The organism is Cellulomonas sp. plas2 (genome assembly GCF_057221735.1).
The window spans coordinates 927,885-940,365 of the sequence record NZ_CM170155.1; the positions used below are offsets into that span (position 1 = coordinate 927,885).

Below are 12,481 nucleotides of genomic sequence, written 5' to 3' on the forward strand. Positions count from 1 at the left end.
AAGGAGAACAGCCATGTCTCGAATCGGCAGGATCCCCGTCGCGGTGCCGGCGGGTGTCGACATCAGCATCGACGGTCCGCAGGTGACCGTGAAGGGCCCCAAGGGGCAGCTCACGCACACGGTGCCCGCACCTCTCCAGGTCGAGCGGGGCGAGGACGGCACGCTGGTCGTCACGCGTCCCGACGACGAGCGGCTCGCGAAGTCGCTGCACGGCCTGACCCGGACCCTCCTCGCGAACCTCGTCACCGGGGTCACGGAGGGCTACACGAAGAAGCTCGAGATCGTCGGCACCGGGTACCGCGTGCAGGCGAAGGGCACGGACCTCGAGTTCGCCCTCGGCTTCTCGCACCCGGTCGTCGTCACGCCGCCGGAGGGCATCACCTTCGCGGTCGAGGCGCCGACGCGGTTCTCGGTGCAGGGCATCGACAAGCAGCAGGTGGGCGAGGTCGCCGCGAACATCCGCAAGATCCGCAAGCCCGAGCCCTACAAGGGCAAGGGCGTGCGCTACGCGGGCGAGAACGTGCGCCGCAAGGTCGGAAAGGCGGGCAAGTAGGCCATGGCCATCACCATCAAGGGCAAGGGCAAGTCCATCTCCCGGCAGCGCCGCCACCTCCGGCTGCGCAAGAAGGTCGTCGGCTCCGCCGCGCGGCCGCGCCTGGTCGTCACCCGGTCCGCCCGGCACATCACGGCGCAGGTCGTGGACGACGCGATCGGACGCACGCTGGCCTCCGCCTCGACCCTCGAGGCCGACCTGCGGGTCGCCACCGAGGACAAGACGGGCAAGGCCCGGCGGGTCGGCGCCCTCGTCGCCGAGCGCGCCAAGGCCGCCGGCATCGACGCGGTCGTCTTCGACCGTGGCGGGAACAAGTACCACGGTCGTGTGGCCGCGGTGGCCGACGGCGCTCGCGAGGGCGGTCTGGCCCTGTGAGCGCGTCGACGCATCTGTCCTCGAACGTGAAGAAGAGGTTCATCTGATGGCTGCTCCTCAGCGCAGCAACACCGGCGCCGGCGGCGCCGGGACCGGCGCCGGCGGCAACGACCGCGGCGGCCGTGACGGCGGCCGCGGCGGGCGCAACGACGCCGAGAAGAGCGCGTTCCTCGAGCGCGTCGTGACGATCAACCGCGTCGCCAAGGTCGTCAAGGGCGGCCGTCGCTTCAGCTTCACCGCGCTCGTCGTGGTCGGCGACGGCGACGGGACCGTGGGTGTCGGCTACGGCAAGGCCAAGGAGGTGCCCGCGGCGATCGCCAAGGGTGTCGAGGAGGCGAAGAAGAACTTCTTCCGCGTCCCCCGCATCCAGGGCACCATCCCGCACCCCGTCCAGGGTGAGGCCGCCGCGGGCGTCGTCTTCCTGCGCCCCGCCTCGCCGGGTACCGGCGTGATCGCCGGTGGTCCGGTCCGCGCGGTGCTGGAGTGCGCCGGCATCCACGACGTGCTGAGCAAGTCGCTCGGCTCGTCGAACTCGATCAACATCGTGCACGCGACGGTCGAGGCCCTGCGCGGCCTCGAGGAGCCGGCCGCCGTGGCGGCGCGTCGTGGCCTCGCGCTCGAGGACGTCGTCCCGGCCCCGCTGCTGCGGGCCCAGGCCGCCGGCATCGCCGCGAAGAGCGCCGAGAAGGTGGGTGCCTGATGGCTCGTCTGAAGGTCACGCAGAAGAAGTCCGCCATCGGCGGCAAGCAGAACCAGCGCGACACCCTGCGCACGCTGGGCCTGAAGCGGATCGGCGACGTCGTCGTCAAGGAGGACCGCCCCGAGATCCGCGGCATGGTCCAGACCGTGACGCACCTCGTCGCGGTCGAGGAGGTCGACTGACCATGGCTGACGAGAAGAAGGCCGAGCAGGCGGCGGGGCGCACCCCGTCGGCCGGCGGCACGCTGAAGGTGCACCACCTGCGTCCGGCGCCGGGGGCCAAGACCCCCAAGACGCGCGTCGGCCGCGGTGAGGCGTCCAAGGGCAAGACCGCCGGGCGTGGCACCAAGGGCACCAAGGCGCGCTACCAGGTGCCCGGTGCCTTCGAGGGCGGGCAGATGCCGCTGCACATGCGGCTGCCCAAGCTCCGCGGGTTCAAGAACCCGTTCCGCACCGAGTACCAGGTCGTCAACCTCGACCGCCTGTCGGCCCTGTACCCGCAGGGCGGCGAGGTCACGATCGAGGGCCTCGTGGCCAAGGGCGCGGTCCGCAAGGGCCAGCCGGTCAAGGTGCTCGGCACGGGCGAGGTGACGGTGCCCCTCGTGGTCACCGTGGACGCCTACTCCGCCACGGCGATCGAGAAGATCACCGCCGCCGGCGGCAGCGTCGCCCAGCAGGGCTGACCCGCACGACACAGCAGGACCGGACGGGGCCGGTGGGAGCTCGCATCCCACCGGCCCCGTCCGGCGTCCCGGGGGGCATCGGTTAGGGTTCCCCCCGGACTCGCAGCGCCGTTGGCCCGCCGCGAGAGCGACCCGGCCGGGGGACCGGCTGCACGACACGCCGCCCCGGCGGCTCAGGAGGACTGGTGCTCAGCGCATTCGCGAGGGCGTTCCGCACGCCCGACCTGCGGCGCAAGCTGCTCTTCACGATCGGCATCATGGTCGTGTTCCGCGTCGGCTCGTTCCTGCCGACGCCGGGCGTGTCCTACCCGAACGTCCAGGCCTGCATCGACCAGGTGGGCAACGACTCCAGCCTGCTCGGGCTGGTCAACCTCTTCAGCGGCGGTGCGCTGCTGCAGCTGTCGGTCTTCGCGCTGGGGATCATGCCGTACATCACGGCGAGCATCATCATCCAGCTGCTGCGCGTGGTGATCCCGCGCTTCGAGGAGCTGCACAAGGAGGGGCAGTCCGGCACCGCGAAGCTCACGCAGTACACGCGGTACCTGACGATCGCGCTGGCGGTGCTGCAGTCGACGACGATCATCACCGTGGCGCGCAGCGGCCAGCTCTTCGCCGGCTGCACGCTCGACGTCATCCCGGACTCCAGCGTCGTGACGCTGCTCGTCATGGTCATCACGATGACCGCGGGCACCGGCCTCATCATGTGGCTCGGCGAGCTCATCACGGAGCGCGGCATCGGCAACGGCATGTCCCTGCTGATCTTCACCTCGATCGCGGCGACGTTCCCCACGGCGATGTGGTCCATCGCCGGCGGCGCCGGCGGCATCGGCAAGTTCATCATCGTGCTGGCCGTCATCGTCCTGGTGATCGCGCTGGTCGTCTTCGTCGAGCAGAGCCAGCGCCGCATCCCGGTGCAGTACGCCAAGCGCATGGTCGGCCGGCGCATGTACGGCGGGTCGAGCACCTACATCCCCATCAAGCTGAACATGTCGGGCGTCATCCCGATCATCTTCGCCTCGTCGCTGCTGCAGATCCCGACGCTCGCGGCGCAGTTCGGGGACCAGACGTCGGGCTGGGTGCAGTGGGTCAGCCTGAACCTCGCGCCCTCCGACGCGGGGCTGCACATCGCGCTGTACGTGCTGCTCATCATCTTCTTCTGCTACTTCTACACGGCGATCACGTTCAACCCCGACGAGGTCGCCGACAACATGAAGCGCTACGGCGGCTTCATCCCCGGCATCCGTGCGGGTCGTCCGACGGCCGAGTACCTCGACTACGTGATCACGCGCATCACCGCGCCGGGGTCGCTGTACCTCGCGGCGGTCGCGCTGATCCCGACGGTCGTGTTCATCCTCCTGGGGATCAACGCCGCCACGATCCCGTTCGGCGGCTCGTCCATCCTCATCATCGTCGGGGTGGGCCTGGAGACCGTGAAGCAGATCCAGTCCCAGCTCGAGCAGCGGCACTACGAAGGGTTCCTCCGATGAGCGCTCGCCTCGTCCTCCTCGGCCCGCCCGGCGCGGGCAAGGGCACCCAGGCGGCTCGCCTCGCCGAGCGGCTGGGCGTCCCGGCCATCTCCACCGGCGACATCTTCCGCGCGAACATCAAGGGCGGCACGGAGCTGGGCCGCACCGCCCAGGCCTACACGGCCCGCGGCGAGCTGGTGCCGGACGAGGTCACGAACGCCATGGTGCGCGACCGCCTGGGCGAGGACGACGCGCGCGAGGGCTTCCTCCTCGACGGCTACCCGCGCAACGTGGCCCAGGTGCGCGAGCTCGACGAGATCCTCGCCGCGACCGGCCGCACGCTGGACCTCGCGGTCGAGATCACCGCGAACGCGGACGTCGTCGTGGCGCGGCTGCTGCAGCGCGCGCAGATCGAGGGCCGCGAGGACGACACCGAGGACGTCGTGCGGCACCGCCTCGCGGTCTACGCGGAGCAGACAGCACCCGTGGCCGGCGTCTACGCCGAGCGCGGGGCGCTGGTCCAGGTGGACGGCATCGGCGAGGTCGACGAGGTGACGGGGCGCCTGCTGGGCGCGATCGGCACGCTCGCCGGCTGACGGCGGGGACGGACCGCAGGTGTTCGGCCGCGAGAAGATCGAGCTGAAGACGCCCGACGAGGTGCGCCTCATGCGTCGCGCCGGCCTCGTCGTCGCCGACGCGCTGGACGCGGTGCTGGCGCACGCCGCACCGGGCGTGACGACCGCCGAGCTGGACGCCGTCGCCGCCGAGGTCATCGCGGCGACGGGCGCGACGCCGTCGTTCCTCGGGTACCTCGACTACCCGGCGACGATCTGCGTGTCGGTCAACGACGAGGTCGTGCACGGCATCCCCGGTCCGCGCGTGCTGGCCGAGGGCGACGTGCTCAGCGTCGACTGCGGGGCCGTCGTCGAGGGGTGGCACGGGGACGCCGCACGGACGCGGGTCGTCGGAACGGCCGACCCGGCCGACGCCGAGCTGGTGGCCACCGGGGAGGACGCGCTCTGGGCGGGCATCGCGGCGCTGGCCGGCGGTGAGCGGCTCGGCGCCGTCGGCGAGGCCGTCGAGACGGTCGTCGAGCTGGCCGCGACGGCCGGCCGCAACGGCGGGCAGCCCTACGGGATCGTCGAGGAGTACGTCGGGCACGGCATCGGGCGCGCCATGCACCAGCCGCCGGACGTGCTCAACTACCGGGCCCGTGACAAGGGGCCGCGCCTGCGCCCGGGCATGTGCCTGGCCATCGAGCCGATGCTCGTGCGGGGCGCCCGGTACACGCGGACGCTCGACGACGAGTGGACGGTCGTGACCGAGGACGGCTCCCGCGCGGTGCACTGGGAGCACACGGTGGCGCTGCTGCCCGGCGGCGTGTGGGTGCTCACGGCCCGCGACGGGGGAGCGGACCGGCTCGCGGCGCTCGGCGTCCGGGTCGTCCCGCTCTGACGGTCCCGGCTCCGGGGCGGGTCCTGCCGACCCGTTTCGCGCTCGTGCCATCGTGCCGTACGATGGTCCGTCGGGTGCGTGCGCCCTGCGTGCGTCCGGGAGGACGGTCGGCCCCGTGCCGGCGCCTCCCGCACGGGCCGGGCCCCGCCGTCCGGTCGTCGGGCCATGTCGGTCCGGCACCGGGTTGGGCACCACCCTCCTCGGACCGTCCAGCCACCGCACCTGCGGGGGCCGTCGCGGTGCGCGGACCAGGAGTCGTCACAGAGTTAGCGGAGGACATGGCGAAGAAGGACGGTGTCATCGAGATCGAGGGCGCTGTGGTCGAGGCACTGCCGAACGCGATGTTCCGCGTGGAGCTGGCCAACGGCCACAAGGTGCTCGCCCACATCTCGGGCAAGATGCGCCAGCACTACATCCGGATCCTCCCCGAGGACCGGGTCGTGGTCGAGCTGAGCCCGTACGACCTGTCCCGCGGGCGCATCGTCTACCGCTACAAGTAACCCACCACGACGAGAACGCCGTCTGCCCCGCCCTCGCGGGGCGTCACGGCGGCGAAGGACGAACCGCCATGAAGGTCAAGCCCAGCGTCAAGAAGATCTGCGACAAGTGCAAGGTGATCCGTCGCCACGGCCGCGTCCAGGTCATCTGCGAGAACCTGCGGCACAAGCAGCGCCAGGGCTGATCCCCGGCGCCGCCCGACGGTCGCGGCCCTGACGGGGCACGCGCCGTCGTCGCAGCACGTCAGACCCGGCCCGCGAGGGCCGGCCAGCGCATCGCCTCACCGGTGCCGCCCCGCCTGCGCGCGGGTGCGCGCCGGTGCACCCCCGGTCGGAGGCCGGGGCCCGCGGACCGCGGGACGGCGGTGCGGAAGACCTCCGCGCAGTTCCAGGAGTTCCCTGCACATGGCACGTCTCATCGGCGTCGACCTCCCCCGCGAGAAGCGGCTCGAGATCGCGCTCACCTACATCTTCGGCGTCGGGCGCACGCGTGCGGCCGAGACGCTCGCGGCCACCGGGATCAGCGGCGACGTCCGCGTCAAGGACCTCGGTGAGGCCGAGCTGGTCGCGCTCCGCGACCACCTCGAGGGCAGCTACAAGCTCGAGGGCGACCTGCGCCGCGAGGTCGCCGCCGACATCCGCCGCAAGGTGGAGATCGGCACCTACGAGGGCCTGCGGCACCGTCGCGGCCTGCCGGTGCGCGGTCAGCGCACCAAGACCAACGCGCGCACCCGCAAGGGCCCGAAGCGCACCGTCGCCGGCAAGAAGAAGGCCGGGCGCAAGTAGCCCGCCCGCGCGGGTCCCCGACCCGCGTGCCGGCACGCGCGCGACGCGCGCCCTCGTCCAGCTGAGCCCGAAGAGAGAAGCGAATGCCTCCCAAGTCCCGCACCGCCGTGCGCAAGCCGCGCCGCAAGGAGAAGAAGAACGTCTCCCACGGCCAGGCGCACATCAAGAGCACGTTCAACAACACGATCATCTCCATCACGGACCCGTCGGGTGCGGTGATCGCCTCCGCCTCGTCCGGCCAGGTCGGCTTCAAGGGCTCCCGCAAGAGCACCCCGTTCGCCGCCCAGCTGGCCGCGGAGGCCGCCGCGCGCCGTGCGCAGGAGCACGGCATGCGGAAGGTCGACGTCTTCGTCAAGGGTCCGGGCTCCGGCCGCGAGACCGCGATCCGCTCGCTGCAGGCCACCGGCCTCGAGGTGGGCTCGATCCAGGACGTCACGCCCCAGGCGCACAACGGCTGCCGCCCGCCGAAGCGCCGCCGCGTCTGACGCACCGACCACGGCACCGCGTCCGGTGCGCGGGCCCCATCAGGGGTCCGTGCACCGGCGCGGTGCCACCTGCTGTCCACCGGCCCGGTGGACCGAGACCGGGCCGGCCCCGTGGTACTGCGCGGCGTCATATGGCGGACGCCCGCTGAGAGGATCTCCACCGTGCTGATCGCACAGCGCCCCACCCTGACCGAAGAGGTCATCTCGGAGCACCGCTCGCGGTTCTCCATCGAGCCGCTGGAGCCGGGCTTCGGCTACACGCTCGGCAACTCGCTGCGCCGGACCCTGCTGTCGTCCATCCCGGGCGCGGCGGTGACGTCGATCCGGATCGACGGCGTGCTCCACGAGTTCTCGACGATCCCCGGGGTCACCGAGGACGTCACCGAGATCATCCTCAACATCAAGAACCTGGTCGTCTCCTCCGAGAACGACGAGCCCGTCGTCATGTACCTGCGCAAGCAGGGCGCCGGCAAGGTCACCGCGGCCGACATCGTGCCGCCCGCGGGCGTCGAGGTGCACAACCACGACCTGCACCTGGCCACCCTCGGCGACAAGGGCAAGCTCGAGATCGAGCTGACGGTCGAGCGCGGCCGTGGCTACGTGTCCGCCAACCAGAACAAGTCGTTCGACGCCGAGATCGGCCGCATCCCGGTCGACTCCATCTACTCGCCGGTCCTCAAGGTGACCTACAAGGTCGAGGCCACGCGTGTCGAGCAGCGCACCGACTTCGACAAGCTCGTCGTCGACGTGGAGACCAAGCCGGCCATCACGCCGCGCGACGCCCTCGCCTCCGCCGGCAAGACGCTCGTCGAGCTGTTCGGCCTGGCGCGCGAGCTCAACGTCGAGGCCGAGGGCATCGAGATCGGCCCGTCGCCGACGGACGCGGCCCTGGCCGCGGACCTGGCGCTGCCGATCGAGGACCTGACGCTGACCATCCGGTCCTACAACTGCCTCAAGCGCGAGGGCATCCACACCGTGGGTGAGCTGGTGGCCCGGTCCGAGGCCGACCTGCTGGACATCCGCAACTTCGGTGCGAAGTCGATCACCGAGGTCAAGGAGAAGCTCGGCGAGCTCGGTCTCTCGCTCAAGGACAGCCCGCTCGACTTCGACCCCACCGCGGCCGCCGCGTACTACGGCGACGACGAGGTGGACTTCACCGAGGACGAGCAGTACTGACCACCGGGGACCGCGACCGGGGCTGAGCCTGCCGCTCGGTCCCGGGGCGCGGGACGCAGAACACCAGAACCCAAGGAGCAACGACCATGCCTCAGCCCACCAAGGGCGCCCGCCTCGGTGGCGGACCGGCCCACGAGCGGCTGATCCTCGCGAACCTCGCGACCCAGCTCTTCGCCCACCGCCGCATCACGACCACCGAGACGAAGGCCAAGCGCGTGCGTCCGCTGGCCGAGCGCCTCATCACGTTCGCCAAGCGCGGCGACCTGCACGCGCGTCGCCGCGTCATGACGGTCGTGCGGGACAAGGGCGTCGTGCACGAGCTCTTCACCGAGATCGCGCCGGCGGTCGCCGAGCGCCAGGGCGGCTACACGCGCATCACGAAGATCGGCCCGCGCAAGGGCGACAACGCCCCCATGGCGGTCATCGAGCTCGTGCTGGAGCCGCTGTCGGCCAAGCAGGGCGTCGTCCGCGAGGCGACCCGTGCCGCCGCCAAGGCCGCGCCCGCCGCCGCCCCGGCCGCCGAGCCGGCGGACGCCCCCGTCGAGGAGGTCGTGACGGACGACGCTGCGACCGCGGACTCCGGCGCGACGGCGGACGACGCGACGGCGGCCCCCGCGGAGGCGACGGAGACCGAGCTGGCGGCCGCCGAGGACGCGGCGCAGCCGGCCGACGACGCGGGCACGACGAAGGCCTGACCGAGACCGGTCGGACCACTACGCAGGGCCCGGGGCGCACGCCCCGGGCCCTGCGTGCGTCCGGGGCGCGGACCCGGTCGGGTGACCGCCGTCGGCCGACGGGTGAGGCGGGTGCCGGGGGATGGCGCCGGTCGCGACCGTCCGCCTACGGTCCCTGACGTGTCCCGACGACGCGACGCGCTGCGCAACCGCGAGCTCCTCCTCCTCGCCGCCGAGGAGGAGTTCCGCGCCCACGGGACGGGTGTCGCCCTCGGTCGGGTCGCCGACCGCGCGGGGGTGGGCCGCGGCACCCTGTACCGCCACTTCCCCGACCGGCAGGCGCTCGTGCGCGCCGTCGACGACCGCCGGCTCGACGAGGTCGCCGTCATCGTGCAGGCGGCCGCCGCGGGTGAGGACGAGGCTGCCGACGGCGCTGCCGACGGCGCTGCCGACGGCGCTGCCGACGGCGCTGCCGACGGCGCGGGGGGCGGCGCTGGGGGCGGTGCGCGGGACGAGCCGGGGGACGTGGCGGCGGCGACCGCCGCCCTGTCCCGCGAGGACGGGACCGCCGCGCCGCGCGCGCTGCCGCCGGGGACCTGGGGGGCGCGCCTCGAGGCGGCGGTGACGGCCCTGACGGGGTTCCAGCAGGACCTGCCGGGGCTCCTGACGGTGATCCGCGCGACGCCGGAGGGGCTCGTGCAGCTCGCCGAGGTGGGTGAGCGCACGCTGGACCTGCTGTCCGAGCCCCTGCGGCGCGCCCAGGAGGAGGGCACGGTGGCCGCCGACGTCACGCGGGAGGACCTGCTCACGCTGTTCCTCATGGTCGTGGCCCTCGTCGAGAGCCTGCCGGCCGCCGCGGTGCCCGCGGCGGTGGACCGCGCGCGGACGGTGTACCTGCGCGGCATCCGGACCCCGGGCACGGCATCCTGAGCGTGTGAGCACGACGGGCGCGACGAGCCCCACGACGGGCCCGGCGTCGGGCCCCACGACAGGCCCGGCGTCGGCTGCGGCGGCCCCGGCGACGGCCGGGCAGGGGACGCCGGCGCCGGTGCCGCCCGGCGTGCTGCCCGTCGTGCTGCTGCACGGCATGCGCACGAGCGGGACGATGTGGCGGGCCCAGCGCGAGGCGCTGGAGCGGCTCGGCATCCCCGTCGCCGCACCCGACCTGCCGGGCCACGGCACCCGGCTGCACGAGCGCTTCACGCTCGAGAACGCCTTCCGCGCCGTCGACGAGGCCGTGGCCGGGCTGGGGCGGCCGGTGCTCCTCGTCGGGCTGTCGCTCGGCGGGTACGTGGGCGCGGCGTGGGCGGCGCGTCGACCGGGGGCGGTGGCGGGGCTGGTCGCCGCGTCGTGCAGCACGCGTCCGTTGCGGCCCGTGGTCGGCGGCTGGACGGTGGCGGCCCACGGCTTCGCGCGGCTGCCGGACCGCGGGGCGGGCATCAACCAGTGGCTCGTCGACCGCACGCTGCCGGCGTCCGCCGCCGTCGACGTAGGTGCGGGCGGGTTCGCGCTCGACGTCGTCGCCGACGCCCTGCGGGCGGTCGGCACCCTGCGGCCGCTGGAGGACCTGGCGGCCCTGGAGGTGCCCGTGTGGCTCGTCAACGGCCGCTTCGACCACTTCCGCGGGGAGGAGCGCCGCTTCCTCGCGGCGTGCCGGGACGGGCGGCTCGTCGTCGTGCCGGGCTCGACGCACCTCGTGAGCCTCGTGCGGCCCGTCGCGTTCACCCGGGCCGTGCTCGACGCCCACGCGGAGGTCGCCGCGACCCTGGCGGCCCGGTCGGCAAACGGACCCGCACAGCCCGCCCGCGGGGCGTGAGGCCGGCCCGGACAGCTCCGGGCCCGCCCCCTCAAGCGCCCAGGGACCAGGCGCGCACACCCCCGACGATCCCCGCCTGGTTGGGCACGATGACGACGTCGTCGCCGAGCCGGTCGAGCACCACGGGGGTGATCTGGCGGGCGTTGCCGCCGCCGAGGTAGAGGCGGTCCCACCAGAAGACGGGTCGCAGCCCGTCCACGACCCGCCGCACGCGCCGCGACCACAGCCCGTCGCCGAGCCGGGCCCGCTCGGTCTGCCCGATGTAGGAGTCGTAGGTCGAGGCGAACCGCAGCGGGGCGTGGGACAGCTCGAGGTGCGGGGCGAGCCGCCCGCCGTCGAACATCGCCGAGCCGAGCCCGGTGCCCAGCGTGAGGACCAGCTCCGTGCCGGTCCCGGAGACGACGCCCGCCCCGTGCACCTCGGCGTCGTTGAGCACCAGCGCCGGCACCCCGAGCCGCGCCTCGACGGCGGCGCGCATGTCGAACCCCGCCCAGCGGGCGACGAGGTCGGAGTCGACCGCCGTGCGGGGCCCGGACCGCGTGACGTAGTGCGGCGTGGCGACGACGACGCCGTGCCGGATCATGCCCGGCATGCCGACGGTCACCCGGTCGGCGGGCGGGAGGCCGGCGGCGATGTCGGCGATGGTGCCGACCAGGCGCTCGGGCGGCAGCGGGTAGGGCGTGGGGACGCGTACCGGCGCGGCGTGCAGGGTGCCGGCCTCGTCGAGCACGGAGGCCTTGATCCCGCCGCCGCCGCAGTCGACGGCGAGCGTGAACGGTGACAGCGCGGAGGGCGACGGCGCGGAGGGCACCGCGACACGCTAGCGGCGGCCGGCGTCAGGCCGCGTGGCGACCGCTGCGGCGCACCGGCAGGGCGAGGACGGCCCGCCGCAGGGCGCTGTCGTCGCCGAGCCCGTCGACGAGCGGCTGGTGCGTCACGCGCTCGAGCGTCCCGTCGGGGGAGCGGTAGTAGACGGCGGGGCTGACCGGGCCGGCGCCCGACGCCGCCGCGGCGCCCGCCAGGGTGAGCATGAGGCGCAGGGCGCCGACGACCGTGCCGGCGTCCTCGAGCGGGTGCACGGCCAGCAGGTGCCGGTTGGGCACGACGACGAGCATGCCGTGCTCGGGCCGCTCGCGGCCGAGGGCGTCAGCGACGAGCGCGTCGAGCACGAGCAGGCGCGAGGCGCCGAAGACGTCGTCGGCGACGAAGACCTCGACGGCGCCGCCGCCCTCGGCGGTCAGGGTGCGGTGCCGGGGCGCGGGCAGCGCGCGCAGGGCGGCCAGCGCCGCCGGGGCCACGGCGGTCCAGCCGCCGTGCGGTCGCAGGTCCACGGGGCCGTGCACGTGCTCGGGGAGGTCGAGGCAGACGACGGCCCGCAGGCCCGGGGCCAGCAGGGGACCGAGGTGCTCGGCGCCCCCGCCGTCCCGCACGTCGGTCGCGTCGTCGGCGACCACCCGCGCGACCGCGCGCGCGAGCACGTCCGGCGTGGCCAACGGCACCGGGGTGGCGCGCACGCGGGCGAGCGTCCGGGCGTGGGCCCGCACCCGCGAGCCCCACGTGAGCCGCGGGTGCCGGCTGAGGGCGTCGGCGAGGGTGCCGACGCCGAAGGTCGTGCCGTCGGTCGTCTCGAGGCGGTCGCCCAGGTGGACGACGTCGTCGACGCCGGCGTGGGCGAGCTCGGCCGCCAGGCGGTCGCGGAGCCAGGCCTCGTCGGGCCGGCGAGCACTGCCGAGCCAGGCGGGGCGACGCTGCCCGGCGGGACGGGAGGAGTGGCGCATACCGGACACGCTAGGCACGCCCCGTCGCCGACGGGCAC

The 12,481-nt window shown here is 73.9% G+C and carries 18 protein-coding genes; 16 read left to right on the top strand and 2 right to left on the bottom strand.

Annotation, left to right across the window (positions count from 1 at the left end):
* Positions 1 to 13: 13 nt before the first annotated feature.
* From rplF to AC2TDM_RS04250, 16 genes are all read left to right on the top strand, one after another.
* Positions 14 to 553 carry a 50S ribosomal protein L6 gene (gene rplF / locus AC2TDM_RS04175; RefSeq protein WP_090031937.1) on the top strand — a complete coding sequence of 180 codons (540 nt, stop codon included), beginning with the start codon at positions 14 to 16 and terminating at the stop codon, positions 551 to 553.
* Positions 554 to 556: 3 nt separating this feature from the next.
* Positions 557 to 928 (top strand): 50S ribosomal protein L18, encoded by a 372-nt coding sequence (gene rplR / locus AC2TDM_RS04180; RefSeq protein ID WP_090031940.1) that lies wholly within the window; start codon positions 557 to 559, stop codon positions 926 to 928.
* 46 nt (positions 929 to 974) lie between these two features.
* Entirely contained in the window at positions 975 to 1,628 is a 654-nt protein-coding gene (rpsE, locus tag AC2TDM_RS04185; protein WP_090031942.1) for a 30S ribosomal protein S5, read from the top strand.
* The gene (rpmD, locus tag AC2TDM_RS04190) at positions 1,628 to 1,810 is read left to right on the top strand and encodes a 50S ribosomal protein L30 (RefSeq protein WP_090031944.1); all 183 of its coding nucleotides are present in this window, start codon (positions 1,628 to 1,630) and stop codon (positions 1,808 to 1,810) included. Before rpsE ends, rpmD begins: the two co-directional genes overlap by 1 nt.
* Before the next feature lie 2 nt (positions 1,811 to 1,812).
* On the top strand, positions 1,813 to 2,310 hold the full coding sequence (rplO, locus tag AC2TDM_RS04195) for a 50S ribosomal protein L15 (RefSeq protein ID WP_090031946.1): 498 nt from the start codon (positions 1,813 to 1,815) through the stop codon (positions 2,308 to 2,310).
* A gap of 185 nt (positions 2,311 to 2,495) precedes the next feature.
* On the top strand, positions 2,496 to 3,797 hold the full coding sequence (gene secY, locus AC2TDM_RS04200) for a preprotein translocase subunit SecY (RefSeq protein WP_090031948.1): 1,302 nt from the start codon (positions 2,496 to 2,498) through the stop codon (positions 3,795 to 3,797).
* Positions 3,794 to 4,372, top strand: a complete 579-nt coding sequence (locus AC2TDM_RS04205; RefSeq protein WP_090031950.1) for an adenylate kinase — start codon at positions 3,794 to 3,796, stop codon at positions 4,370 to 4,372. The genes secY and AC2TDM_RS04205 overlap by 4 nt, the downstream gene beginning before the upstream one ends.
* A 19-nt stretch (positions 4,373 to 4,391) precedes the next feature.
* Positions 4,392 to 5,231 carry a type I methionyl aminopeptidase gene (map, locus tag AC2TDM_RS04210; RefSeq protein WP_090031951.1) on the top strand — a complete coding sequence of 280 codons (840 nt, stop codon included), beginning with the start codon at positions 4,392 to 4,394 and terminating at the stop codon, positions 5,229 to 5,231.
* Between the two features lie 278 nt (positions 5,232 to 5,509).
* On the top strand, positions 5,510 to 5,731 hold the full coding sequence (gene infA, locus AC2TDM_RS04215) for a translation initiation factor IF-1 (protein ID WP_090031952.1): 222 nt from the start codon (positions 5,510 to 5,512) through the stop codon (positions 5,729 to 5,731).
* A gap of 68 nt (positions 5,732 to 5,799) precedes the next feature.
* The gene (gene rpmJ / locus AC2TDM_RS04220) at positions 5,800 to 5,913 is read left to right on the top strand and encodes a 50S ribosomal protein L36 (protein ID WP_013117849.1); all 114 of its coding nucleotides are present in this window, start codon (positions 5,800 to 5,802) and stop codon (positions 5,911 to 5,913) included.
* A gap of 220 nt (positions 5,914 to 6,133) precedes the next feature.
* Complete coding sequence (gene rpsM, locus AC2TDM_RS04225) at positions 6,134 to 6,514, top strand: 30S ribosomal protein S13 (RefSeq protein ID WP_090031954.1); 381 nt, start codon at positions 6,134 to 6,136, stop codon at positions 6,512 to 6,514.
* A gap of 83 nt (positions 6,515 to 6,597) precedes the next feature.
* Positions 6,598 to 6,999: a 30S ribosomal protein S11 gene (gene rpsK, locus AC2TDM_RS04230; protein WP_090031956.1), complete on the top strand. Its 402-nt coding sequence runs from the start codon at positions 6,598 to 6,600 to the stop codon at positions 6,997 to 6,999.
* Between the two features lie 162 nt (positions 7,000 to 7,161).
* Positions 7,162 to 8,175, top strand: coding sequence for a DNA-directed RNA polymerase subunit alpha (locus tag AC2TDM_RS04235; protein WP_090031958.1), 1,014 nt, complete (start codon positions 7,162 to 7,164; stop codon positions 8,173 to 8,175).
* Between the two features lie 86 nt (positions 8,176 to 8,261).
* The gene (gene rplQ / locus AC2TDM_RS04240) at positions 8,262 to 8,870 is read left to right on the top strand and encodes a 50S ribosomal protein L17 (RefSeq protein ID WP_090031960.1); all 609 of its coding nucleotides are present in this window, start codon (positions 8,262 to 8,264) and stop codon (positions 8,868 to 8,870) included.
* Positions 8,871 to 9,029: 159 nt separating this feature from the next.
* Positions 9,030 to 9,779, top strand: a complete 750-nt coding sequence (locus AC2TDM_RS04245) for a helix-turn-helix domain-containing protein (RefSeq protein ID WP_484635909.1) — start codon at positions 9,030 to 9,032, stop codon at positions 9,777 to 9,779.
* Between the two features lie 4 nt (positions 9,780 to 9,783).
* Entirely contained in the window at positions 9,784 to 10,665 is an 882-nt protein-coding gene (locus AC2TDM_RS04250; RefSeq protein WP_239078965.1) for an alpha/beta fold hydrolase, read from the top strand.
* Positions 10,666 to 10,696: 31 nt separating this feature from the next.
* On the opposite strand, the gene AC2TDM_RS04255 is transcribed toward AC2TDM_RS04250, so the two are convergent.
* Together AC2TDM_RS04255 and AC2TDM_RS04260 are read right to left on the bottom strand one after the other, a co-directional pair.
* Positions 10,697 to 11,476, bottom strand: coding sequence for an ROK family protein (locus AC2TDM_RS04255; RefSeq protein WP_239078964.1), 780 nt, complete (start codon positions 11,474 to 11,476; stop codon positions 10,697 to 10,699).
* A gap of 25 nt (positions 11,477 to 11,501) precedes the next feature.
* Positions 11,502 to 12,443 carry a hypothetical protein gene (locus AC2TDM_RS04260; RefSeq protein WP_090031965.1) on the bottom strand — a complete coding sequence of 314 codons (942 nt, stop codon included), beginning with the start codon at positions 12,441 to 12,443 and terminating at the stop codon, positions 11,502 to 11,504.
* Positions 12,444 to 12,481 lie beyond the last annotated feature (38 nt).